The sequence below is a fragment of the Mycobacterium sp. B14F4 genome (assembly GCF_039871645.1).
Lineage (GTDB): Bacteria > Actinomycetota > Actinomycetes > Mycobacteriales > Mycobacteriaceae > Mycobacterium.
The window spans coordinates 245,818-268,165 of sequence record NZ_JBDPMF010000005.1; the positions used below are offsets into that span (position 1 = coordinate 245,818).

Below are 22,348 nucleotides of genomic sequence, written 5' to 3' on the forward strand. Positions count from 1 at the left end.
TTCAGTCCGTCGGGGAGCGGTGCGGGGTGGGGCTCTGCCCGGACTCCCACTTGGACTGCAGCGACCGGGTGACCGTCGTGCCCGCGGCATAGCGCACGTCGAAGGTCTGCGCGTCGGGCGCCTCCAGGGTGACGAGGTAACCGTCGTCGACGGTCTCCTTGTGCACCACCTTGCACGCCTGGCCGCCGCCTTCGCGGTCGACGGTGATGAGGTCGCCCGGCGCGACGTCGTCGATCAGGTCGTTCGAGATGTTCGACATGCCTCGACGTTAGCCGCACGCGACGGGGCCCTCTCCGCGAGTCGGCGGAGAGGGCCCCGGGCGCAGGTGCTCAGGGGTGGTAGCTCGGCTCGAGGTTCATCAGGTGGTCGATCCGGTTGTGGTGATGCGTGCCCGGCAGCGCCGACGGGGCGGGGTGCGCCTTGACGGTCGGGCTCGCCACGATGGCCGGATCGGGCTGCGAATAGGTGCCTGCGTTGGCGGCGCCGGCGAAACCGAGGGCGCCTGCGATGATCCCGGCGGAGATGACCGGCAGGGCGAAGAAGCGGGCGGTGCGGCGGGTGGCGTTGGCGTTCATTGCGAATCCTTCTGTGTGAGTTGGCTTTTCGTTCTGTCCGCCGGTGTGTTCCGGCGATGTATCAAGGATGCGGCACCGCGGCGGCGTTGTCTGTCGGCCGACCGGCCCTCGCGGCGGATGAACTGAGTGTCCCCCAATCGGGGGAAGCCGGCCGGCCGCTGTGCCAAGCTGACGGCGTGACCAGCCAGAAGGTGCGCGTGGTGGTGGGCGACGACCACCCGATGTTCCGCGAGGGCGTGGTCCGGGCGCTGGTGTCGAGCGGGCAGATCGACGTGGTCGCCGAGGCCGACGACGGGGTGACGGCGTTGGCGGCCATCCGGTCGCACGCGCCGCAGGTGGCGCTGCTCGACTACCGGATGCCGGGGATGGACGGCTCCGAGGTGGCGGCCGCCGTCGCGCGCGACGAACTCCCCACCCGGGTGCTGCTGGTGTCGGCGCACGACGAGTCGGCGATCGTGTACCAGGCGCTGCAGACCGGCGCGGCGGGCTTCCTGCCGAAGGAGTCCACCCGGTCGGAACTCGTCACCGCGGTCCTCGACTGCGCCAAGGGCCGCGACGTCGTCGCGCCGAGCCTCGCCGCGGGGTTGGCCGGCGAGATCCGCAGACGCGCCGAGCCCGATGGGCCGGTGCTGAGTCCGCGGGAACGCGAGGTGCTCAGGCTCATCGCATCGGGAAGCAGCATCCCGGCGATGGCCAAGGAGCTGTTCCTGGCGCCGTCGACGGTGAAGACCCACGTGCAGCGCCTCTACGAGAAGCTGGGCGTCAACGACCGCGGCGCCGCCGTCGCCGAGGCGATGCGCCGCAAGCTGCTGGACTGAGATGGCGGCGCTGGAGCGCATCGCGGCCGCCGTCGCCGCGGAACCCGTTCGGGTGACCGCGTTCTTGCGCCTGCCGCTGATCGCGTTGATCGGCGTGCTGGTGTGGATCTGGGAGGTCGACCATTGGCTGCCGGGGGTCTACGCGGTGGTGCTCGGGCTGTGGGCGGTCGCGGCGCTGATATGGATCGCGGTGGTGCTGCGCGGTCCCGTGCCGCGCTGGGCGGACTGGGCGTCGACAGGCGTCGACGTGCTGGTGATCGTGGTGCTGTGCCTGGTGTCCGGCGGCGCCACCGCGGCGCTGCTGCCGGTGTTCTTCCTGCTGCCGATCGCGGTGGCGTTCCAGGACCGCCCGACGCTGACCGCGATCCTCGGTGTCGGCGCCGCGCTGGGGTATCTCGCGGTGTGGATCGTGTACTCCAAACGCGACGACACGGTCGGCATGCCCAACGTGGTGTACACGCAGTTCGGTTTCCTGCTGTGGGCGGCGGCGGCGACGACGGCGCTGTGCCTGGTGCTGGTCAGGCGGCAGGCTCGCGTGCTGAAGTTGCAGCAGGTGCGACGGCAGCTGGTGTCCGAGGCGATGCAGGCCGACGAGCGGCACAACCGCGAGGTCGCCGAACACCTGCACGACGGACCGCTGCAGACGCTGCTGGCCGCACGCCTCGACCTCGGCGAGGTGCGCGAGCGCTCCGACGATCCCGCGCTCGCGTCGGTGCACGCCGCGCTGCAGCAGACCGCGGCGGCGCTGCGGTCCACCGTGACCGAACTGCACCCGCAGGTGCTGGCACAGCTCGGGCTGACACCGGCGCTCCGGGAGTTGTTGCGGCAGTTCGAGTCCCGTGGCGACTACGTCGTCGAGGCCGACCTCGAGGATGTCGGTAAGCCGGCCTCGCAGCAACTGCTCTACCGGGCGGCGCGGGAACTGCTCGCCAACATCGGTAAGCACGCCCGCGCGACGACGGTCCGGGTCGGGTTGTCGCGGCGCGGCGACCGCGTCGTGTTGACCGTCGGCGACGACGGCGCCGGATTCGACCCGGCGATCGTCGAGCAGTACGTCGCCGCCGGCCACATCGGGCTGGGGTCGCTGCTCGCGCGGTTCGACGCGATGGGCGGGTCCTTGCAGATCGACTCGCGCCCCGGCCACGGCACCCTGGTGACGGTCACCTCTCCACCGGAGACTTCTCGCGGCTAAGTGGTGAGGCCCCTGGCGATGACCAGGCGCTGGATCTGGTTGGTGCCCTCGAAGATCTGCGTGATCTTCGCTTCGCGCATGTAGCGCTCGACGCGGTAGTCGCGGGTGTAGCCGGCGCCGCCGAAGACCTGCACCGCGTCGGTCGTCACGTTCATCGCGGCGTCCGTCGCGACCAGCTTGGCGACGCTGGCCTGCTGCGAGTACGGCCGCCCGGCGTCGCGGCGGCGGGCCGCGTCTAGATACGTCGCCCGCGCGGTGGCGACGTCGGCGGCCATGTCGGCCAGCAGAAAACCCAACCCTTGGTGGTCGATGATCTTGCGGCCGAACGTCGTTCGCTCGTTGGCATACGCGACGGCCTCGTCCAGCGCGGCCTGCGCCAGCCCCGTCGCGACCGCGGCGATGCCCAACCGTCCGGAATCCAGCGCGGAGAACGCGATCTGCAGACCCTGGCCTTCGGCGCCGATCAGCCGGTCGGCGTCGAGATGCGCGTCCTCGTAGAACGCCGACGTCGTCGGGATCGCGTGCAGGCCCATCTTCTCCTCGGGCTTGCCGAAGCTCAGCCCGGCGAGATCGCCCGGCACCAGGAAGCACGAGATGCCGCGCGATCCTTCGCCCGTCCGCGCGAAGAGCGTGTAGAAGTCCGCGCGCCCGCCGTGGGTGATCCAGGACTTCGAGCCGTTGAGCACGTAACCGCCCTCGGCCTTGACCGCCGCGCAGCGCAGCGCCGCGGCGTCGGAACCGGCCTGCGGCTCGGACAGGCTGTAGGCGCCGATCTGCTCACCGGACAGCATCGACGGCAGCCACCGCTGCTTCTGCTCGTCGGTGCCGAACATCAGCAGCGGGTGCGACGACAGGCTGTGCACGCTGACCGCCACCGCGACGGCCGCCCAGCGCGCCGCGAGTTCCTCGAGCACCTGCAGGTAGACCTCGAACGGTTGGCCGCCGCCACCCCACTCCTCGGGTTGGGGCAGGCTCAGCAGCCCCGCCGAGCCGAGCTGTGCGAACAGACCCTCCGGATAGGTTTCGGCCTTCTCGTGTTCGTCGACGACCGGGTCGAGCAGTTTGTCGGCGATGTTGCGGGTGAGCGCGATGAGGTCCGCCGCCTCCTGGGACGGCAGCAGCCGGTCGACAGCCATCCGTTGGCCTCCTGTGGTTGTGCTGTTCGAAGTCACCATAGGCGTCCGCCGGCCCCCTCGGCCGGTCAGTCGCTCCGCCTCCACCAGCGGTTCAGTCGCCGCACCTCGCCGATGGGAAATCCGCGACCACCCGTACCGATATAGCTGTGACCGGCGGTCGCGGTTAGGGTGTCACGTCATGACGCAGACGAAGCCGGATGCCGCCACCGGTGCGGCTCCGACGGTCGGGGTAGTGCGCGAGTCCGGGGCCGACGAGCGCCGTGTCGCGCTGGTGCCGAAGGCGGTCGCGTCGCTGGTGGCCAGCGGCGTGGCGGTGGTGGTGGAATCCGGTGCCGGGGACCGCGCACTGCTTCCCGACGACTTGTACACCGAAGCGGGCGCGACGATCGGCGACGCCTGGGCGGCCGACGTGGTGGTCAAGGTGGCGCCGCCGAGCGCCGCCGAGGTCGCCAAGCTGACGTCGGGCCAGACGCTGGTCGGATTCCTGGCCCCCCGCAACGCCGACAATCAGATCGAGGCGCTCAAGCGGGCAGGCATACAAGCCTTCGCCGTCGAGGCGATCCCCCGGATCTCCCGTGCGCAGGTGATGGACGCGCTGTCCTCGCAGGCCAACGTCGCCGGCTACAAGTCGGTGATCCTGGCGGCGACGGAATCGACCCGCTTCTTCCCGATGCTGACCACCGCGGCGGGCACGGTGAAACCCGCGACGGTGCTGGTGCTCGGCGTCGGCGTGGCGGGTCTGCAGGCGCTGGCCACGGCCAAGCGGCTCGGCGCGCGCACCACCGGCTACGACGTCCGCCCCGAGGTCGCCGACCAGGTGCGCTCGGTGGGTGCGCAGTGGCTGGACCTGGGCATCGAGGCCGCCGGTGAGGGTGGCTACGCCCGTGAGCTGTCCGAAGAGGAACGCGCGCAACAGCAGAAGAAGCTCGAAGAGGCCATCACCGGTTTCGACGTCGTGATCACCACCGCGCTGGTGCCGGGCCGGCCCGCGCCGCGACTGGTGACCGCCGCGGCCGTGGAGGGCATGAAGCCCGGCAGCGTGGTCATCGACCTGGCCGGCGAGACCGGCGGCAACTGCGAGCTGACCGAGCCCGGCCAGACCGTCGTCAAGCACGGCGTCACGATCGCCTCGCCGCTGAACCTGCCCGCGACCATGCCCGAGCACGCCAGCGAGCTGTATTCGAAGAACATCACCTCGCTGCTGGACCTGCTGATCAGAGAAGGAGCCCTCATGCCGGATTTTGAGGACGAGGTGGTCCTGGGCTCCTGCGTGACCCGCACCGCGAACGGTGCCGAAGGCTAGAGGGGAAGACTGATGTACGACCAGTTGTTGGCCAACCTCGCGATCCTGGTGCTGTCCGGGTTCGTCGGGTTCGCCGTGATCTCCAAGGTGCCCAACACCTTGCACACGCCGCTGATGTCGGGCACCAACGCCATCCACGGCATCGTGGTGCTCGGCGCGCTCATCGTGCTGGGCAAGCTGCCCGCCGACGCGCACTGGGGCGTGCGGACCATCGCGTTCGTCGCGCTGGTGTTCGGCACGCTCAACGTGATCGGCGGCTTCCTGGTGACCGACCGCATGCTCGGCATGTTCAAGGGCCGCAAGCCCGAGAAGCTCGAGGCGGCCAAGAAGTGAACCACCTCGTCACCGTTCTCTACATCGTCGCGTTCGGGCTGTTCATTCTCGGCCTGTCCGGGCTGACCGGTCCCAGAACCGCGGTGCGCGGCAACTGGATCGCCGCCACCGGTATGGGCATCGCCGTCATCGCCACGTTGATCGCGGTGCGCGACACGGCGCCGATCAACTGGATCCTCATCGTGGTCGGTCTGGCGGTGGGCGTGATCCTCGGTGTGCCGCCGGCCAAGAAGACCAAGATGACGGCGATGCCGCAGCTGGTCGCGCTGTTCAACGGCGTCGGCGGTGGCACCGTCGCGCTCATCGCCTGGGCCGAGTTCATCGAGACCGACGGCTTCGCGCACTTCACTCCCGAGCAGCACCCGACCGTCGCGCTCGTCGTCGGGTCGCTGTTCGCCGCGATCATCGGTTCGGTGTCGTTCTGGGGTTCGCTGGTGGCGTTCCTCAAGCTGCAGGAGTCGATCCCCAAGAACGTCGACCGCCGACTCGTCGCCTCCGCCAGGGTGTTTCAGGCCGCCAACGTGCTGCTGCTACTCGGCGCCGTCGTCACCGCGGTCTTCATCGGGCTGAACGCCGGAGAGGGCAGTCCCGGCTGGATGATCGTGCTGGTGCTCGTGCTGGCGGGCGCGATGGGCCTGTTCGTGGTGTTCCCGATCGGCGGCGCCGACATGCCGGTGGTCATTTCGCTGCTCAACGCGCTCACCGGGTTGTCGGCCGCCGCAGCGGGGTTGGCGTTGAACAACACCGCGATGATCGTCGCGGGCATGATCGTCGGCGCGTCGGGTTCGATCCTGACCAACTTGATGGCCGTCGCGATGAACCGCTCGATCCCGGCGATCGTGTTCGGTTCCTTCGGCGGGGACTCGGCCGCGGCCGTGGGACCCGGCGGTGAGCAGGGCACCGTCAAGGCCACCAGCGCCGCCGACGCCGCGATCCAGATGGCCTACGCCGGTCAGGTGATCGTGGTGCCGGGTTACGGCCTGGCCGTCGCCCAGGCCCAGCACGCGGTCAAGGAGATGGGCGATCTGCTCGAGTCCAAGGGCGTGGAGGTCAAGTACGCCATCCACCCGGTGGCGGGCCGCATGCCCGGGCACATGAACGTGCTGCTGGCCGAGGCCGACGTCGAGTACGACGCGATGAAGGAAATGGACGACATCAACGGCGAATTCGGGCGCACCGACGTCACGTTGGTGATCGGCGCCAACGACGTCACCAACCCCGCAGCGCGCAACGACTCGTCCAGCCCCATCTACGGCATGCCGATCCTCAACGTCGACCAGTCCCGTTCGGTGATCGTGCTCAAGCGGTCGATGAGTTCGGGCTACGCCGGCATCGAGAACCCGCTGTTCTTCGCTGACCAGACCTCCATGCTGTTCGGCGACGCCAAGAAGTCCGTCGGCGACGTCATCGAAGAGCTCAAAGCGCTGTAACCCGCGATGCCCGAACGCCGTTCGCCAGTGGAGGTGCTGTTGGCGCGCGCGGGGGGGATCCGCGGGCTGGTCTACTCCGCGCTGCCGGTGGCCGTCTTCGCCGCGACGAACCCGGCGGCCGGTCTGCGCGCGGCGATCGCGGCCGCGGTAGGCGTGGCGGCGGTGATCCTGGTGTGGCAGCTGCTGCGGCGGGAGTCGGTGCGCCCCGCGCTGTTCGGTTTCGCGGGGGTGGCCGTGTGCGGCGCCTTCGCGTTGATCACGGGTCAGGCCAAGGACTTCTACCTGCCGGGGATCTGGATGTACCTGGCCCTGGCGATCGTGTTCACGACGTCGTTGGTGATCCGGCGGCCGCTGGTCGGCGTGGTGTGGGCGTGGATCACCGGTCGCGACGGTGCGTGGCGGCGGGTGCGACGGGTCCGCACGTCGTTCGACATCGCCACGGCGGTGATGGCGACGGCTTCGTGGTCGCGCTTCCTGGTGCAGTACCACCTCTACGACACCGACCAGGCGGGCCTGCTCGCGCTGGCGCGCGTCGCGATGGGCTGGCCCATCTTCCTGGTCATCTCGACCGCCATCTACCTGGCGATTCGGACCGCTGTGCGCGCACTACCGCGCGCAGCCTGACGCTCGGGGGACGCCGCCGCCGTTTGGTGCTCGCAAGCGGCGGGAAGCCTCGAATCAACGGGTGCGTCAATCAGGATGCCTCGACGAAACCCCAGTGTCGCGTTCGCGGGCCGGCGTATGTCCGTGAGCGCGGCACTGGCCCGTCGACGGTTGTGCCGCAATCCCCGCTTGAACTCCGTGAAGTCGGGAACATTGAAGGGGATCCGACGGAGGGGATGTCCTCGATGGCCGACCACATCGCCAGCTGCGCCTATCCCGCGGCGAGAAGGCGGCCGTGATGCTGGACTGGGGGCTCACGATCGTCGGGATCGCCTTGGTGCTCGTGGTCGTGCGCGACGTCTTCCACACCCTGTTCCACCCGATCGGCCACGGCAGCATCGCACCGCAGGTGATGAAGCTGGTGTGGCGGGTGCTGCGGCTGTTCCCGGCCGATCGCCGCATCGCGTCGCTGACCGGTCCGCTGGGCATGGTGGCGGTGATCGGGACCTGGGCCGTCGGGGCGGTGCTCGGGTGGGCGCTCATCTACCTCGCCCAGATGCCCGAAGGGTTCACCTACGGGTCGGAGATCGATCCCGCCGCGCGCAACCACCTGTTGGATTCGCTGTACTTCTCGCTGGTCACCATCGGAACCCTGGGCTTCGGCGATATCGTGCCCTCCTCGCCGTGGCTGCGGGTGGCCGTGCCGTTGGAGGCGCTGCTCGGCTTCATGCTCATCACGGCCGCCGTCTCGTGGGTGCTGCAGATCTACCCGGCGCTGCATCGACGCCGGGTTCTGGCCCTGGAACTCTCGAGCCTGCGGCAGGCGCGTGACGCCGTTTCGGGATGCGACATCGACGACCTACCCACCGATGTCCTCACCACCCTCACCGCCAGCGTGGTGGAGGCGCGCAACGACTTCACGCAGTACGGGGCGACCTACTACTTCCGCGACCTCGAGGCCGATGCGTCGCTGGCCGCCTCGCTCGCATACGCCGTCGAGCTCGGCGCCGAAGCCGAAGCGAGCTCGCAGCCTCAGACCCGGGTCACAGGGGCGATGCTGACCGCAGCCGTGGAGAGCCTGGTGCAGCTGCTCGACGACGAGTTCCTACACCTCGGCGGCGGCACCCAAGCCGTCATCGACGCCTACGCCGACGATCACGGGCACGGCCGGTAGTGGAGGGGCTCAGACCGGGGGATAAGCGGGTGGCGGATACACGCCGCGCAGGATCCACGCGAACCAGTTGATGCCGTATTCCAGCTCGTCGCTGGCGTCATAGTCCGGGTTCGGATCCATGTCATCACCTCTCGAATACGGCTGGTTCCGTTCGGAGTCTAGTACCCGCCGTCCCGTCGGCGACACCCTTCAGATTTAAACTTCCCAACCAGTTGATTGATCCCCCGGACGGCGTCCGGGCCTGCATATAGTGAGTCGCCATGTCCTCAGGAGAAGCCGCACCCAACGGGATGTCCCGTCGCGAGGAGCTGCTGGCCGTCGCCACCAAGCTCTTCGCCGCGCGCGGCTACCACGGCACCCGGATGGACGACGTCGCCGACGCGGTCGGCCTCAACAAGGCCACGGTGTACCACTACTACGCCAGCAAGTCGCTGATCCTCTACGACATCTACAAGGGCGCCGCCGACTTCACCGTCGACGCCCTGCACGACGATCCGTCGGCGTCGGCCCGCGAGACGATCTACCACTTCACCCGCCGGCTGCTGGTCGGCATCGCCAGCGACGTCGAGCGCGCGGCGGTGTACTTCCAGGAGGGGCCGTACATCACCGAGTGGTTCACCGAGGACCAGGTTGCCTACATCCGCGAGAAGGAGACCCAGGTCTACGAGCACGTCCGCGACGTCATCGACCGCGGCATCGCCGACGGTGAGTTCTACGAATGCGATTCGCACGTGCTCGCCCTCGGCTACATCGGGATGACGCTCGGCGCCTACCGATGGCTGCGTCCGCACGGCAGGCGCACCGCGCAGGAGATCGCCGTCGAGTTCAGCACGGCGCTGCTGCGCGGCTTGATCCGCGACGAGACCGTGCGCGCGGAATCACCCCTCGGCATCGACGTCGGCGAGGTGACCGGGGCGTCGCGTGACTGACGTGTTCCGCCTCGACGGCAAGGTCGCCGTCGTGACGGGCGGCGGTCGCGGCATCGGCGTGATGATGGCCCGCGGCCTGCTGCAGGCCGGCGCGCGGGTGTACCTGTCGGCCCGCAAGGAGGCCGAACTGGCCGGGGCGGTCGCCGAGCTGTCACCGCTGGGCGCGGTCGAGGCCATCCCGGCAGACCTCGGCACCGCCGAGGGCGTGGATACGCTCGCCGCGGCGCTGACCGAGCGCGAGGACGCGGTGCACGCGTTGTTCAACAACGCGGGCGCGAACTGGGGTGCCCCGTTCGACGAGTTCCCGGAGTCGGGGTTCGACCGGGTGTTCGACGTCAACGTCAAGGGTGTCTTCCTGCTCACCCGGGCGATGGTGCCGCTGCTGACGGCGGCCGCCACCGACGACGATCCCGCGCGGGTGATCAACACCGGCAGCATCGACGGCTTCCACACCCCCGAGCGTGGGCGCAACAACTTCTCCTACAGCGCCAGCAAGGCCGCCGTGCACATGCTGACCAAGCACCTCGCCACCGAACTGGCGCCGCGGATCCTGGTCAACGCGATCGCGCCCGGGCTGTTCGAGTCGCGGATGACCAAGGTGCTGCTGGCGCCGGGCGCCGACGCCGTCGGAAAGGCGTTGCCGCTCGGGCGGATCGGGGCCGCCGACGACATGGCGGGCATCGCGGTCTTCCTGGCCAGCCGGGCCAGCTCCTACATCACCGGCGCGGTGATCCCGGTCGACGGCGGGGTGAGCACCATCCGATGAAGTCGCATCTACTGTCCCGGCGAGATCTCGACTTCCTGCTCTACGAGTGGCTGCGCGTCGACGAGCTCACCGAGCGCGAGCGCTTCGCCGAGCACTCGCGCGACACCTTCGACGCCGTGCTCGACCTGTGCGAACAGCTGGCGACGCGGTACTTCGCCCCGCACAACAAGACCAGCGACGCCAACGAGCCCACCTTCGACGGCGAGAAGGTCACGCTGATCCCCGAGGTGAAGGAGGCGTGGGACGCCTTCGCCCGGGCCGACCTGCTCGCGATGTCGGCCGATCAGCGGCTGGGCGGAGCGCAGCTGCCGGTCACCGTCGCCGAGGCGGCCATCGCCTGGTTCTACGCCGCCAACATCAGCAGTTCCGGCTACCTCATGCTGACCATGGCCAACGCGAACCTGTTGTCGCGCTTCGGCTCCGAGGACCAGATCGCGACGTTCCTCGAACCGATGCTGAGCGGCCGGTTCTCCGGCACCATGGCGCTGTCGGAGACGCAGGCGGGCTCGTCGCTGGCCGACATCCTCACCCGCGCCGAACCCCAGGAGGACGGCACCTACCGATTGTTCGGGTCGAAGATGTGGATCTCCGGGGCCGAACACGAGCTGACCGACAACATCGTCAACCTGGTGCTCGCCAAGATCCCCGGCGGTCCCGCAGGGACCAAGGGCATCTCGCTGTTCATCGTGCCCAAATACCTGGTCGCCGACGACGGTTCGGTCGGTGAGCGCAACGACGTCGTGCTCGCCGGGCTGAATCACAAGATGGGGCAACGGGGGATCACCAACACGGTGCTCAACCTCGGCGAAGGCACCTTCACGCCGGGTGGAAAGGCCGGCGCCGTCGGCTACCTCGTCGGTGAACCGCACCGCGGGATCACCTACATGTTCACCATGATGAACGAGGCCCGGCTCGGCGTCGGGATGGGCGCCGTGGCGCTGGGCTACACGGGCTACCTCAAGTCCGTCGACTACGCCCGCGAGCGACCGCAGGGCCGCCCGATGACGGCCAAGGACCCGTCGGTCCCGCAGGTGCCCATCATCGAGCACGCCGATGTCAAGCGAATGTTGCTGGCGCAGAAGGCTTATGTCGAAGGGGGTCTGGCGCTGCTGCTGTACTGCGCCAGGCTGGTCGACGTCGGCCACAGCGCACAGTCCGACGAGGAGCGCGACACCACCGCGCTGCTGCTCGAAATGCTGACCCCGGTCGGCAAGAGCTGGCCCTCGCAGTGGTGCCTGGAGGCGAACAACCTCGCCATCCAGGTGCACGGCGGATACGGCTACACCCGCGAGTACGACGTCGAGCAGCACTACCGCGACAACCGGCTCAACCCGATCCACGAGGGCACGCACGGGATCCAGAGCCTGGATCTGCTCGGGCGCAAGGTGACCATGCGCGGCGGCGCCGGCCTTGCCGCGGTCGGCGCGGCGATCGCCGAGACCGTGGCGCAGGCCACGTCGATCGGCGGCGAAACCGCCGGGCAGGCAACTCAACTCGGCAAGGCGTGGCAGCGGCTGGTCGAGGTCACCGCTCAGATGTTCGCGTCCGGGGACATCGACGCCGCGATGGCCAACAGCGCCGTGTACCTCGAGGCTTTCGGGCACATCGTCGTCGCGTGGATGTGGCTGCAACAGGCGATCGCCGCGCACGGCCGCGAGGGGGACTTCTACGACGGCAAGCGGCAGGCGGCCCGCTTCTTCTTCCGCTACGAGCTGCCGAGGACCGCGCCGCAACTGGACCTGCTGGCGAGCCTGGACCGCACGACGCTCGAGATGCGCGACGGCTGGTTCTGACCCGCCTCTACTCGAACCGGATGACCTGCCGCACCGCCTTGCCGTCGGCGAGTTGGTCCATCGCCTCGTTGATCTCGTCGAGTGTGATCGTCGAGGACACCAGCGATTCGACCGGCAGTCGGCCCGCGCGCCACAGCCCGACGAAGTAGGGGATCTCCCGCGACGGCACGGCCGAGCCGAGGTAACTGCCGATCAGCGACCGGCCCTCGGCGACGAAACCCAACGGCGACAACGAGACTCGGGCATCCGGCCGCGGCAGGCCGACGGTCACCGTCCGCCCACCGGGCGCCGTCAACTCGACCGCCGTCTCCAGTGCCGCCGGATGCCCGACGGCCTCGATCACCACCGCGGCCTTGAGCCCGAGCTCGCGGGCCTCGTCGGGGGTGTGCGACTCGTGCACGCCCATCGCGCGGGCCCGCTCGAGTTTGTCGGGCAGCTGGTCGATGCCGACGACCCGGACGTCGTCGTGCGCCAGCGCGGTGAGCACGGCCGCCATTCCGACGCCGCCGAGGCCGACGACGGCCACCGTGTCGCCGGGCCTCGGGCGGCCGGCGTTGACGACCGCGCCACCGCCTGTCAACACCGCGCAGCCGAGCAGGGATGCGACGACCGCGGGCACATCCTCGGGCACCGGCACCACCGACCTCCGGTCGACGACCGCGTGGGTGGCGAACCCGGAGACGCCGAGGTGGTGGTGGATCGGGCGGCCGTCGCGGGACAGCCGACGCTCGCCGGTCATCAGCGTGCCTGCGCCGTTGGCGGCGCTGCCGGGTTCGCAGGGCGTCAGCCCGTCGGTGGCACACGCCGCGCAGCGTCCGCACCGCGGCAGGAACGTCATCACCACGCGTGACCCGACCGGAAGGTCGACTCCGGCGCCGACCTCCTCGACGACGCCGGCGGCCTCGTGTCCGAGCAGCATGGGCACCGGTCGCACCCGGTTGCCGTCGACCACCGACAGATCGGAGTGGCACAGCCCGGCGGCCTCGACGCGCACCAGCAGCTCGTCCGCACCGGGTGGCGCGAGGTCGAGCTCGCCGACCGTGAGCGGCTTCGACTCCGCGAACGGCCGGGCCCGGCCGATCTCTTCCAGCACAGCACCGCGAATCCTCATGACCACCAGCCTGCCGTGACTGGGAGACTGCTGCCATGACCAGAAGCCACGAAGAGTTCGCCGCAGGCGACTTTCCGGTGCACTGGCCGGTGTCGACCCGGTGGATGGACAACGACATGTTCGGCCACCTCAACAACTCGGTGTATTACGGGCTGTTCGACACGGCGATCAACGGCTGGATCAACACCACGTGCGGCATCGACCCGCTGGCGGTGTCGTGGCTCGGCGTGGTCGCCGAGTCGGGCTGCCGGTATCTGGCCGAGGTGCGTTTCCCCGACCCGCTGGTGGTCGGCCTGGCGGTGACGCGGCTGGGCACCTCGAGTGTCACCTACCGGCTGGGCATCTGGGCCGACGGCGGGCCGGTCGCGGCGCTCGGTCACTGGGTGCACGTCTACGTCGACCGCACCACGCGCAGGCCGGTCCCGATGCCCGACGTGATCCGCTCGCTGCTGGAGAAGGCGCGCGTCGACCATCTGGCGTAGTCGATATGCTCGTCCGATGCCGCTCGTGAGCAAGACCGTCGAGGTTGCGGCCTCGACTGACGCGATCATGGGAATCGTCGCCGACTTCGAGGCCTATCCCCAGTGGAACGAGGAGATCAAGGGCTGTTGGGTGCTGGCGCGCTACGACGACGGCCGGCCCAGCCAGTTGCGGCTCGACGTCGTGGTGCAGGGGATGGCGGGCACGTTCATCACCGCGGTCTACTACCCGGGCGAGAACCAGATCTTCACGGTGCTGCAGCAGGGTGACCACTTCGAGAAGCAGGAGCAGAAGTTCTCGGCGGTGCCGATCGGCGCGACGTCGCTGCTGACCGTCGACCTCGAGGTGGAGACCAAGCTGCCCATTCCGAAGCCGATGGTGAAGAAGGCGATCGGGGACACGCTGGACTACCTGGCCGACAACCTGAAGGCCCGCGCAGAGCAGTTGGCCACCAAGTGATTCACCGAAACTACGGTTTCTGACGGCTTTCAGCCTATTGCCGTCGTTTTCGTAGTCTCGCCGGCCGGACCGCAGCTCCAGAGGCCCGCCTGGTCGAGCCGCGCGATCAGGCGCCGCGCGCCGTCGGTGAACTCGCCCGCGGTCAGCCGCACGACCGTGTCGACGTCACGTCTGCGCAGTGCCTCGGTCAGCTCGCGGTGGCCGGCCACCGCCGCCACCCCCCACTGCGGGTCGCCGGCGTAGATCTGGCCGGGCAGATACCGCGCGACATGTAAGAGGAACCACGCCAGCTTGATGCGGCCGGTCGTCAGGTTGAACGCCCGGTGGAACGCGAACTCCGCCGCCGCGATCTGACCGGGGTCATGCTGCTCGACGGCGGCGGCCAGGTCGTCGTTGAGCCGGTCCAGCTCGTCGATCTCGGCGTCGGTGATGCGCTCGGTGGCCGTCGTCGCAAGCTCCTTGGCGATCGTCGCCTGCAGCCAGAAGATGTCTTCGACGTCGGCACGCGTCAGCGGCACCACCACGTGCCCGCGATGCGGTTCGAGCTGCACCATGCCCTCACCGCGCAGCGTTCGCAGCGCCTCCCGCACGGGTGTGATGCTCACCCCGAGCGCCGCCGCCGTCTCGTCGAGCCGGATGTAGGTGCCCGGCCGGAGCGTGCCGGTCATGATGTCGGCGCGCAACCGCGCGGCGACCTCGTCGGACAGCTGTTCGCGCCGTACGGCACGCCCCGGTCTGGCGCGCAGTCGAGACGGTGCGTTCACTGTGCTCTCCGGTCTGCTGGCAGGGGTTGTACCAGAGCCCGCCTAGGTCCTAGTGTGACCGGGGCAACTCCATGTTTGATCAAATGTCAAAGTCGCGCAACCCGTACGGATGGAGCAGCAGACCGTTGACTGGCCCTCTTACGCCGGACCCCACCGCTCAGCCGTATCTCGCCCGCAGGCAGAACTGGATCAACCAGCTGGCGCGGCACGCGTTCATGCAGCCCGACGACGTTGCGCTGCGGTTCCTCGGTCAGACCACGACCTGGCGCGAACTCGACGCGCGGGTCGGCAGCCTCGCGGGCGCGCTGAGCCGGCGCGGGGTGGCCTTCGGCGACCGCGTGCTGATCCTGATGCTCAACCGCACCGAATTCATCGAGTCGTTCCTGGCGGTCAACAGGCTCGGCGCCATCGCCGTCCCGGTGAACTTCCGGATGACCCCGCCCGAGATCGCCTTCCTGGTCGCCGACTGCCAGGCCAAGGTCCTCATCACCGAATCCGTGCTTGCCAACGTCGCGCGAGCGGTGCGCGATATCGACCACGCCCTGACCACCGTGATCGTCGCAGGCGATGCGACCGACCAGGGCGTCCTCGGCTACGACGACCTCATCGCCGAGGCCGGTGACCTGCCTGCGGCCCTCGAGATTCCAGACATCCCCAACGACTCGCCTGCGCTGATCATGTACACCTCGGGCACCACCGGAAAGCCCAAGGGCGCGGTGCTCACCCACACCAACATCGCGGGCCAGGCGCTGACGTTCCTGTTCACCAACGGCGCCGACATCAACCACGACGTCGGCTTCATCGGCGTGCCGCTGTTCCACATCGCCGGAATCGGCAACATGATCCCCGGCCTTCTGCTGGGCAGGCCGACGGTGCTCTACCCACTCGGCGCCTTCGATCCCCACGAGTTGCTCGACGTGCTCGAGGCCGAAAGAGTCACCGGCATCTTCCTGGTGCCCGCGCAATGGCAGGCGGTGTGCGCCGCGCAGCAGTCGCGTCCCCGGCGGCTGCGGCTGCGGGTGCTGTCCTGGGGCGCCGCACCGGCGTCGGACACGCTGCTGCGCCAGATGGCCGAAACCTTCCCGGGCACACAGATTCTCGCCGCGTTCGGCCAGACGGAGATGTCACCGGTGACGTGCATGCTGCTGGGTGAGGACGCGATCCGCAAGCTCGGCTCGGTGGGCAAGGTGATCCCGACGGTGGCAGCCCGCGTCGTCGACGAGAACATGACCGACGTGCCCGTCGGCCAGGTCGGCGAAATCGTCTACCGTGCGCCGACGCTGATGGCCGGCTACTGGAACAACCCGCAGGCCACCGCCGAGGCGTTCGCGGGCGGCTGGTTCCACTCCGGCGACCTCGTCCGCCAGGACGAGGAGGGCTACGTCTGGGTCGTCGACCGCAAGAAGGACATGATCATCTCCGGCGGCGAGAACATCTACTGCGCCGAGGTGGAGAACGCGCTGGCCGCCCATCCCGCCATCGCCGAGGTCGCGGTCATCGGCCGCCCCGACGAGAAGTGGGGTGAGGTGCCGGTCGCCGTCATCGCGCTCGGCGCAGGCGACCAGCGTGACCTCGAGCTCGCGGAGTTGGACGGATTCCTGACCGAACGACTGGCCCGGTACAAGCATCCGAAGGCCCTCGAGATCGTCGACGCGCTGCCGCGCAACCCGGCCGGCAAAGTGCTCAAAACGGAACTGCGTGCACGTTTCGGCGCCGAAAAATCGATTGACGCGCGCGAAAGTTCCACTCCCTCAACGGTTTCTGCTGCGGCGCAAGAGAATTAAGGACAGTGGGGCAATTTGCTAACGGTTACGCGCTCAATCCGGCGGATGCCATGCACTGCGGTCAGGGCATCGGGTACATTCCTGTGGTCCGTCTTACTACCCATGGGTAGTAAGACGCAGGTCACATTCGCCGGGTCGGGACAAGGAGGGCACGTGCGACAGGGGCTGCCGTTGCGCCACGACAGTCGCCGCCGCGCCGTGGGAGAACACCGGTGACCGCGCAGTCCGGCGTGACCGGCTACGTGCGCGATCAGGTCAGGCCCGGGCTCGAGGCAGTCGGTGGCTTCGTGCGCATGTGCGTGCTGACCGGAAAGGCGCTGTTCAAGCCGCCGTTCCAGTGGCGGGAGTTCATCCTGCAGAGCTGGTTTTTGATGCGGGTGGCGTTCCTGCCGACGCTGGCGGTGTCGATCCCGCTGACCGTGCTCCTGATCTTCACGCTCAACATCCTGCTGGCCGAGTTCGGCGCCGCCGACGTCTCGGGTGCGGGCGCGGCCATCGGCGCGGTGACGCAGCTGGGCCCGCTCGTCACCGTGCTCGTGGTGGCCGGGGCGGGATCGACGGCCATCTGCGCCGACCTCGGGGCGCGCACCATCCGCGAGGAGATCGACGCGCTCGAAGTGCTGGGCATCGACCCCATTCACCGCCTGGTGGTGCCCCGCGTCGTCGCGTCGACCTTCGTGGCGGTGCTGCTGAACGGCGCGGTGATCACCGTCGGCCTGGTCGGCGGCTTCATCTTCGGCGTGTACCTGCAGAACGTGTCGGCGGGCGCCTATGTCTCGACCCTCACGCTGATCACCGGCCTGCCCGAGGTGCTGATCTCGATCATCAAAGCCATGACGTTCGGGCTCATCGCGGGCCTGGTCGGGTGCTACCGCGGCTTGACCGTGTCCGGCGGCGCGAAGGGCGTGGGCACTGCGGTCAACGAGACCTTGGTGCTCGCCGTGATCGCCTTGTTCGCCGTCAACGTGGTGCTGACCACGATCGGTGTCCGGTTCGGAACGGGGAGCGGCTGACGTGTCCACAACTCAGGTCTTGAGGTCCCGGTTCCCGCGGGCATATCAACGCACCAAGGGGCTCGCGAACGCCCCCGGCCGCGGGCTGGACAGCATTGGCCACGTCGCCTGGTTCGTGGTCAACGCCGTCGGCTCGATCCCCCATGCGCTGCGGTACTACCGGAAGGAGACGCTGCGCCTGCTCGCCGAAATGGGCATGGGCACCGGCGCGATGGCGGTGATCGGTGGCACGGTCGCGATCGTCGGCTTCGTCACCCTGTCGGGCTCCTCGCTGGTCGCGATCCAAGGATTCGCCTCGCTGGGCAACATCGGGGTGGAGGCGTTCACCGGCTTCTTCGCCGCGCTGATCAACGTGCGCATCGCAGCGCCCGTCGTCGCCGGGCAGGCCCTGGCCGCCACCGTCGGGGCCGGCGCCACCGCGGAACTGGGCGCCATGCGCATCAGCGAGGAGATCGATGCGCTGGAGGTGATGGGCATCAAGTCGATCTCGTATCTGGTGTCCACCCGGATCATGGCCGCCTTCGTAGTGATCATCCCGCTGTACGCGATGGCGATCATTCTGTCGTTCCTGTCCGCACAGGTCACCACGACGTTGTTCTACGGCCAGTCGACCGGCACCTACGACCACTACTTTCGGACGTTCCTGCGGCCGGAGGATGTGTTCTGGTCCTTCGTGCAGGCGGTCATCATCTCGATCATCGTGATGCTCAACCACTGCTACTACGGCTACTTCGCCAGCGGCGGCCCGGTCGGCGTCGGCGAGGCCGTCGGCCGGTCGATGCGCGCCTCCCTGGTGGCGATCGTCTGTGTAGTCCTGTTCGCCTCGTTGGCGCTCTACGGCGTCGACCCGAACTTCAACCTGACGGTGTAGCGCCATGACCGCACCCCTGAACAATCCGCGCACCCCGCCCTACAAGCTGGCCGGGATCGTCCTGTCGCTCATCACGATCGTCGCGCTGGTCTTCGTGTACTTCCAGTTCCGCGGCGAGGTCCCGTGGATGCCGCGCGAGAAGCTCACGATGATCTCGGCCCGCTCCGGCCTGTCGATGGACCCGGGCGCCAAGGTCACCTACAACGGCGTCGAGATCGGGCAGGTGGGCACCGTCGACGCGGTCGACATCGGCGGCGAACCCAGAGCCAAGATCATCCTCGAGGTCGACCCCAAGTACCTCAACCTGATCCCGCAGAACGTCGACGCCAGCATCGACGCGACCACCGTCTTCGGCAACAAGTACGTCAACTTCTCAAGCCCGAAGGACCCGGCGAAGCAACGCATCTCGACCTCCGACGTGATCGACGTGACCTCGGTGACCACCGAGTTCAACACGCTGTTCGAGACGGTGGTGTCGGTGGCGGAGCAGGTCGACCCGATCAAGCTGAACCAGACGCTGGCCGCCACCGCCGAGGCGCTCGACGGGCTGGGCGACCGGTTCGGGGAGTCGATCATCGACGGCAACGAGATCCTCACCGACGTCAATGCCCGCATGCCGGAACTGCGCCGCGACAACAGGTTGTTGGCCGACCTCGGCGAGGTGTACGCCAACGCCGCACCCGACCTGTTCGACGGTCTGCAGAACGCGGTGACCACCGCGCGCACGCTCAACGAGCAACGGGCGAACCTGGATCAGGCCCTGGTGGCCTCGATCGGATTCAGCAACACCGGTGCCGACATCTTCAACCGCAGCGCCCCCTATCTGATCCGCGGTACCGAGGACCTACTGACGACGTCGAAGACACTGGACGAGTACAGTCCCGCGCTGTTCTGCACGATCCGCAACTATCACGACGTTGCGCCGAAGGTCGCCGCCGCGCTGGGCGGAAATGGGTACTCGCTGCGTGCGCACGCAGGGATCGTCGGATCGCCCAACCCGTACGTCTATCCCGACAACCTGCCGCGCGTGAACGCGAGGGGCGGCCCCGAGGGCAGGCCGGGCTGCTGGCAGCCGATCACCCGTGATCTGTGGCCCGCGCCGTACCTTGTGATGGACAGCGGTGCGTCGCTCGCCCCTTACAACCACTTCGAACTGGGTTCGCCGTTCGCCATCGAGTACGTCTGGGGCCGTCAAATCGGGGAGCACACGATCAACCCATGAAAATCACCGGTACCGCCATCAAGCTCGGCGCCTTCTCACTGGTGCTGCTGCTGTTCACCGCGATCATCATCGTGGTGTTCGGCCAGATGCGGTTCGACCGCACCACCGGGTACACGGCGATCTTCTCCGACGCCAGCGGCCTGCGTTCCGGCCAGTTCGTCCGCGCGTCTGGTGTCGAGGTCGGCAAGGTCTCCAACGTCTCCATCATCGAAGGCGGCTCGAAGGCCAAGGTCGAGTTCAAAGTCAACCGCTCGCTGCCGCTGTTCGAGGGCACCACGGCGTCGGTCCGCTACCTCAACCTCATCGGTGACCGCTACCTGGAGCTCAAGCGGGGTGACAGCGACAAGCGGATGCCCGGCGGCGGAACGATTCCCATCGAGCGCACCGAACCGGCACTCGATCTCGACGCGTTGATCGGCGGGTTCCGCCCGGTGTTCCGCGCGCTCGACCCCGAGAAGGTCAACACCATCGCCCAGTCGATCGTCACGATCTTCCAGGGCCAGGGCGGGACCATCAACGACATCCTGGACCAGACCGCGTCACTGACGTCGGCGCTGGCCGACCGCGATCAGGCGATCGGAGAGGTGATCCGCAATCTCAACACCGTGCTCGACACGACGGTCAAGCACCAGCAGCAGTTCGACGAGACCGTGCAGGACTTCGAGGCGTTGATCACCGGGCTGAAGAACCGGGCCGATCCCATCGCCACGTCGGTCGCCAGCATCAGCGACGCGGCGGGCACGATCGCCGATCTGCTGGCCGACAACCGGCCGCTGCTGCAGAGCACGATCAGCCACCTCGAGACGGTGCAGCAGCCGCTGGTCGACCAGCGCGACGACCTCAACGACTTGCTGACCCGGCTGCCCATCGCACTGAGGCATATCGGACGACTCGGCGTCTATGGCGACTTCTTCAACTTCTATGCCTGTGATATCTCACTGACTCTGAACGGCTTGCAACCCGGCGGCCCGGTGCGCACCGTCAAGCTCATCGACCAGCCATCGGGTAGGTGCACGCCGCAATGAGGACGCTCGAAGGTTCGAACCGGGTTCGCAACGGGTTGATGGGCATCGTCATCCTGGTCATCGTCATCGGCGTGGGTCAGAGCTTCGCCAGCGTGCCGATGCTGTTCGCGCAGCCGACGTATTACGCGCAGTTCGCCGACACCGGCGGCATCGGCGAGGGCGACAAGGTGCGCATCGCCGGCGTCGATGTCGGCGTGGTGAAGAGCATGGAGATCGACGGCGACAAGGTCGTCATCGGCTACTCGTTGGGCGGCACGCAGATCGGCACGGCCAGCCGGGCGGCCATCCGCACCGACACCATCCTCGGCCGGCGCAACCTCGAGATCGAACCGCGCGGCGACGATCCGCTGCGCGCCGACGGCATGCTGCCGCTGGGCCAGACCACCACGCCGTACCAGATCTACGACGCGTTCTTCGATGTGACGAAGGCGGCGTCGGAGTGGGACACCCAGACCGTCAAGCGCTCGCTGAATGTGTTGTCGGAGACCATCGATCAGACCTATCCGCACCTGAGCGCGGCGCTCGACGGCGTAGCCCGCTTCTCCGACACCATCGGCAAGCGCGACGACGAGATCAAGAAGCTCCTCAACAACGCCAACGAGATCGCGGGCATCCTCGGCAACCGCAGCGAGCAGATCAACAAGCTGCTGGTGAACGCGCAGACCCTGCTGGGCGCGATCAACGAGCGCAGTTACGCGGTGAGCCTGCTACTCGAACGCGTCGGCGCCTTCTCCGAACAGGTCAAGGGCTTCATCGATGACAATCCGAACCTGAATCGGGTGCTCGAGCAGCTGCGCGTCGTCAGCACGGTGCTCAAGGACCGCAAGTACGACCTGAATAACACCCTGGTTGATCTGAGTAGTTTCCTTGTGTCCCTCGGTGAAGCAGTGGCGGCCGGACCTTATTTCAAGACTTTGTTGGTCAACCTGTTGCCGGGCAACATCCTGCAGCCGTTCGTCGACGCCGCATTCAAGAAGCGCGGGATCGACGCGCAGAAGTTCTGGCGTGACGCGGGTCTGCCGGCTTTCCGGTTCCCGGACCCCAACGCCCAGGGCTTCGAAAACGGTGCTCCGCCTCCGGCACCGGCGGTCATCGAGGGCACGCCCGAGAACCCCGGACCCGGTGTGCTCAAGGGCTCGCCGTGCTCGTACACGCCACCGGCCGACGGCCTGCCGACGCCGGGTAATCCGCTGCCGTGTGCCGGCCTGTCGGTGGGACCGTTCGGTGGTCCGGCGTACCCGCCGCCGAACGTCGCGACGTCGGACCCGAACATCCACGGTCCGCAGCCATCGCCGGGGGTGCCAGCCGCGGCAATCCCGGGGCAGATCTCGCCGCCCGTGCCGGGCGCGGACATGCCGCTGCCCCCGGCGCCGCCGGGAGCCCGCACCGTCCCGGTCGGACCGCAACCGCCGCTGCCGCCCGACTTCACGCCGGGCATCGCCCCGCTGCCACCGGCGCTGCCGCCGCCACCCGCACCGGGCCCCGGCCCGCAACTGCCGCCGGCCCAGACACCGCCGCTACCCGGCAATCCGCCGTTCCTCCCGCCAGGGTCACAGCAGGGTTAGGG

At 68.4% G+C, this 22,348-nt stretch carries 23 protein-coding genes and 1 pseudogene; 18 read left to right on the forward strand and 6 right to left on the reverse strand.

All coding sequences use genetic code 11. From position 1 onward, the window contains the following. Position 1: 1 nt before the first annotated feature. Positions 2–259 (reverse strand): hypothetical protein, encoded by a 258-nt coding sequence (locus ABGB19_RS16150; protein ID WP_347686974.1) that lies wholly within the window; start codon positions 257–259, stop codon positions 2–4. Between the two features lie 70 nt (positions 260–329). Beyond that, positions 330–575 carry a hypothetical protein gene (locus ABGB19_RS16155; protein WP_347686975.1) on the reverse strand — a complete coding sequence of 82 codons (246 nt, stop codon included), beginning with the start codon at positions 573–575 and terminating at the stop codon, positions 330–332. Between the two features lie 176 nt (positions 576–751). Between ABGB19_RS16155 and ABGB19_RS16160 the strand changes: the two genes are divergently transcribed. Together ABGB19_RS16160 and ABGB19_RS16165 are read left to right on the forward strand one after the other, a co-directional pair. Next, positions 752–1,393, forward strand: a complete 642-nt coding sequence (locus ABGB19_RS16160; protein WP_347686976.1) for a response regulator transcription factor — start codon at positions 752–754, stop codon at positions 1,391–1,393. Between the two features lies 1 nt (position 1,394). Continuing rightward, positions 1,395–2,585 (forward strand): ATP-binding protein, encoded by a 1,191-nt coding sequence (locus tag ABGB19_RS16165; protein ID WP_347686977.1) that lies wholly within the window; start codon positions 1,395–1,397, stop codon positions 2,583–2,585. On the opposite strand, the gene ABGB19_RS16170 is transcribed toward ABGB19_RS16165, so the two are convergent. Beyond that, complete coding sequence (locus ABGB19_RS16170) at positions 2,582–3,721, reverse strand: acyl-CoA dehydrogenase family protein (protein WP_347686978.1); 1,140 nt, start codon at positions 3,719–3,721, stop codon at positions 2,582–2,584. The two genes, ABGB19_RS16165 and ABGB19_RS16170, sit on opposite strands and share 4 nt — an antisense overlap. Positions 3,722–3,899: 178 nt before the next feature. Between ABGB19_RS16170 and ABGB19_RS16175 the strand changes: the two genes are divergently transcribed. The 5 genes from ABGB19_RS16175 (at position 3,900) to ABGB19_RS16195 (ending at position 8,564) form a co-directional block, all read left to right on the forward strand. Further along, positions 3,900–5,024 (forward strand): Re/Si-specific NAD(P)(+) transhydrogenase subunit alpha, encoded by a 1,125-nt coding sequence (locus ABGB19_RS16175; protein WP_347686979.1) that lies wholly within the window; start codon positions 3,900–3,902, stop codon positions 5,022–5,024. A 12-nt stretch (positions 5,025–5,036) separates the two neighbouring features. Continuing rightward, a complete protein-coding gene (locus tag ABGB19_RS16180) occupies positions 5,037–5,357 on the forward strand; it encodes an NAD(P) transhydrogenase subunit alpha (protein ID WP_347686980.1) in 321 nt (106 codons plus the stop codon). Beyond that, entirely contained in the window at positions 5,354–6,787 is a 1,434-nt protein-coding gene (locus tag ABGB19_RS16185; RefSeq protein WP_347686981.1) for an NAD(P)(+) transhydrogenase (Re/Si-specific) subunit beta, read from the forward strand. The genes ABGB19_RS16180 and ABGB19_RS16185 overlap by 4 nt, the downstream gene beginning before the upstream one ends. Before the next feature lie 6 nt (positions 6,788–6,793). After that, the gene (locus ABGB19_RS16190; RefSeq protein WP_347686982.1) at positions 6,794–7,411 is read left to right on the forward strand and encodes a DUF3159 domain-containing protein; all 618 of its coding nucleotides are present in this window, start codon (positions 6,794–6,796) and stop codon (positions 7,409–7,411) included. A 277-nt stretch (positions 7,412–7,688) separates the two neighbouring features. Beyond that, entirely contained in the window at positions 7,689–8,564 is an 876-nt protein-coding gene (locus ABGB19_RS16195; RefSeq protein WP_347687214.1) for an ion channel, read from the forward strand. Positions 8,565–8,573: 9 nt separating this feature from the next. On the opposite strand, the pseudogene ABGB19_RS16200 reads toward ABGB19_RS16195, so the two are convergent. Continuing rightward, positions 8,574–8,684: pseudogene (locus tag ABGB19_RS16200) on the reverse strand (CAP domain-containing protein); the annotation flags it as partial. 140 nt (positions 8,685–8,824) lie between these two features. Here ABGB19_RS16200 and ABGB19_RS16205 point away from each other — a divergent pair. Genes ABGB19_RS16205 through ABGB19_RS16215 form a run of 3 tightly spaced genes read left to right on the forward strand, consistent with a single transcriptional unit; the run spans position 8,825 to position 12,052 of the window. After that, positions 8,825–9,493, forward strand: a complete 669-nt coding sequence (locus ABGB19_RS16205) for a TetR/AcrR family transcriptional regulator (protein WP_347686983.1) — start codon at positions 8,825–8,827, stop codon at positions 9,491–9,493. After that, complete coding sequence (locus ABGB19_RS16210) at positions 9,486–10,259, forward strand: SDR family oxidoreductase (RefSeq protein ID WP_347686984.1); 774 nt, start codon at positions 9,486–9,488, stop codon at positions 10,257–10,259. Before ABGB19_RS16205 ends, ABGB19_RS16210 begins: the two co-directional genes overlap by 8 nt. Then, the gene (locus ABGB19_RS16215; RefSeq protein ID WP_347686985.1) at positions 10,256–12,052 is read left to right on the forward strand and encodes an acyl-CoA dehydrogenase; all 1,797 of its coding nucleotides are present in this window, start codon (positions 10,256–10,258) and stop codon (positions 12,050–12,052) included. Before ABGB19_RS16210 ends, ABGB19_RS16215 begins: the two co-directional genes overlap by 4 nt. 7 nt (positions 12,053–12,059) lie before the next feature. On the opposite strand, the gene ABGB19_RS16220 is transcribed toward ABGB19_RS16215, so the two are convergent. Then, complete coding sequence (locus ABGB19_RS16220) at positions 12,060–13,163, reverse strand: alcohol dehydrogenase catalytic domain-containing protein (protein WP_347686986.1); 1,104 nt, start codon at positions 13,161–13,163, stop codon at positions 12,060–12,062. A 35-nt stretch (positions 13,164–13,198) separates the two neighbouring features. Here ABGB19_RS16220 and ABGB19_RS16225 point away from each other — a divergent pair, with 35 nt between their 5' ends. Then, a complete protein-coding gene (locus ABGB19_RS16225; RefSeq protein ID WP_347686987.1) occupies positions 13,199–13,645 on the forward strand; it encodes a thioesterase family protein in 447 nt (148 codons plus the stop codon). Between the two features lie 16 nt (positions 13,646–13,661). Further along, complete coding sequence (locus ABGB19_RS16230) at positions 13,662–14,102, forward strand: SRPBCC family protein (RefSeq protein ID WP_347686988.1); 441 nt, start codon at positions 13,662–13,664, stop codon at positions 14,100–14,102. Positions 14,103–14,131: 29 nt separating this feature from the next. On the opposite strand, the gene ABGB19_RS16235 is transcribed toward ABGB19_RS16230, so the two are convergent. After that, positions 14,132–14,866, reverse strand: a complete 735-nt coding sequence (locus tag ABGB19_RS16235) for a GntR family transcriptional regulator (RefSeq protein WP_347686989.1) — start codon at positions 14,864–14,866, stop codon at positions 14,132–14,134. 83 nt (positions 14,867–14,949) lie between these two features. Here ABGB19_RS16235 and fadD5 point away from each other — a divergent pair, with 83 nt between their 5' ends. The 6 genes from fadD5 to ABGB19_RS16265 all read left to right on the forward strand — a co-directional run bounded on the left by fadD5 (position 14,950) and on the right by ABGB19_RS16265 (position 22,346). Next, positions 14,950–16,650, forward strand: coding sequence for a fatty-acid--CoA ligase FadD5 (gene fadD5, locus ABGB19_RS16240; RefSeq protein WP_347686990.1), 1,701 nt, complete (start codon positions 14,950–14,952; stop codon positions 16,648–16,650). 212 nt (positions 16,651–16,862) lie between these two features. Beyond that, complete coding sequence (locus ABGB19_RS16245; protein WP_347686991.1) at positions 16,863–17,663, forward strand: ABC transporter permease; 801 nt, start codon at positions 16,863–16,865, stop codon at positions 17,661–17,663. Between the two features lies 1 nt (position 17,664). Continuing rightward, the gene (locus tag ABGB19_RS16250) at positions 17,665–18,534 is read left to right on the forward strand and encodes an ABC transporter permease (protein ID WP_347686992.1); all 870 of its coding nucleotides are present in this window, start codon (positions 17,665–17,667) and stop codon (positions 18,532–18,534) included. Positions 18,535–18,538: 4 nt separating this feature from the next. Beyond that, positions 18,539–19,756, forward strand: a complete 1,218-nt coding sequence (locus ABGB19_RS16255) for an MCE family protein (protein WP_347686993.1) — start codon at positions 18,539–18,541, stop codon at positions 19,754–19,756. Then, a complete protein-coding gene (locus ABGB19_RS16260) occupies positions 19,753–20,781 on the forward strand; it encodes a virulence factor Mce family protein (RefSeq protein WP_347686994.1) in 1,029 nt (342 codons plus the stop codon). Before ABGB19_RS16255 ends, ABGB19_RS16260 begins: the two co-directional genes overlap by 4 nt. Then, positions 20,778–22,346, forward strand: a complete 1,569-nt coding sequence (locus ABGB19_RS16265) for an MCE family protein (RefSeq protein WP_347686995.1) — start codon at positions 20,778–20,780, stop codon at positions 22,344–22,346. Before ABGB19_RS16260 ends, ABGB19_RS16265 begins: the two co-directional genes overlap by 4 nt. Positions 22,347–22,348: the final 2 nt, after the last annotated feature.

What these genes read in the sequence shown, in the direction of transcription:
- ABGB19_RS16150 (WP_347686974.1), bottom strand. Translation starts at nt 259, where the DNA reads ATGTCGAACATCTCGAACGACCTGATCGACGACGTCGCGCCGGGCGAC.
- ABGB19_RS16155 (WP_347686975.1), bottom strand. Translation starts at nt 575, where the DNA reads ATGAACGCCAACGCCACCCGCCGCACCGCCCGCTTCTTCGCCCTGCCG.
- ABGB19_RS16165 (WP_347686977.1), top strand. Translation starts at nt 1,395, where the DNA reads ATGGCGGCGCTGGAGCGCATCGCGGCCGCCGTCGCCGCGGAACCCGTT.
- ABGB19_RS16170 (WP_347686978.1), bottom strand. Translation starts at nt 3,721, where the DNA reads ATGGCTGTCGACCGGCTGCTGCCGTCCCAGGAGGCGGCGGACCTCATC.
- ABGB19_RS16175 (WP_347686979.1), top strand. Translation starts at nt 3,900, where the DNA reads ATGACGCAGACGAAGCCGGATGCCGCCACCGGTGCGGCTCCGACGGTC.
- ABGB19_RS16180 (WP_347686980.1), top strand. Translation starts at nt 5,037, where the DNA reads ATGTACGACCAGTTGTTGGCCAACCTCGCGATCCTGGTGCTGTCCGGG.
- ABGB19_RS16190 (WP_347686982.1), top strand. Translation starts at nt 6,794, where the DNA reads ATGCCCGAACGCCGTTCGCCAGTGGAGGTGCTGTTGGCGCGCGCGGGG.
- ABGB19_RS16195 (WP_347687214.1), top strand. Translation starts at nt 7,689, where the DNA reads ATGCTGGACTGGGGGCTCACGATCGTCGGGATCGCCTTGGTGCTCGTG.
- ABGB19_RS16205 (WP_347686983.1), top strand. Translation starts at nt 8,825, where the DNA reads ATGTCCTCAGGAGAAGCCGCACCCAACGGGATGTCCCGTCGCGAGGAG.
- ABGB19_RS16215 (WP_347686985.1), top strand. Translation starts at nt 10,256, where the DNA reads ATGAAGTCGCATCTACTGTCCCGGCGAGATCTCGACTTCCTGCTCTAC.
- ABGB19_RS16220 (WP_347686986.1), bottom strand. Translation starts at nt 13,163, where the DNA reads ATGAGGATTCGCGGTGCTGTGCTGGAAGAGATCGGCCGGGCCCGGCCG.
- ABGB19_RS16225 (WP_347686987.1), top strand. Translation starts at nt 13,199, where the DNA reads ATGACCAGAAGCCACGAAGAGTTCGCCGCAGGCGACTTTCCGGTGCAC.
- ABGB19_RS16230 (WP_347686988.1), top strand. Translation starts at nt 13,662, where the DNA reads ATGCCGCTCGTGAGCAAGACCGTCGAGGTTGCGGCCTCGACTGACGCG.
- fadD5 (WP_347686990.1), top strand. Translation starts at nt 14,950, where the DNA reads ATGTCAAAGTCGCGCAACCCGTACGGATGGAGCAGCAGACCGTTGACT.
- ABGB19_RS16255 (WP_347686993.1), top strand. Translation starts at nt 18,539, where the DNA reads ATGACCGCACCCCTGAACAATCCGCGCACCCCGCCCTACAAGCTGGCC.
- ABGB19_RS16260 (WP_347686994.1), top strand. Translation starts at nt 19,753, where the DNA reads ATGAAAATCACCGGTACCGCCATCAAGCTCGGCGCCTTCTCACTGGTG.
- ABGB19_RS16265 (WP_347686995.1), top strand. Translation starts at nt 20,778, where the DNA reads ATGAGGACGCTCGAAGGTTCGAACCGGGTTCGCAACGGGTTGATGGGC.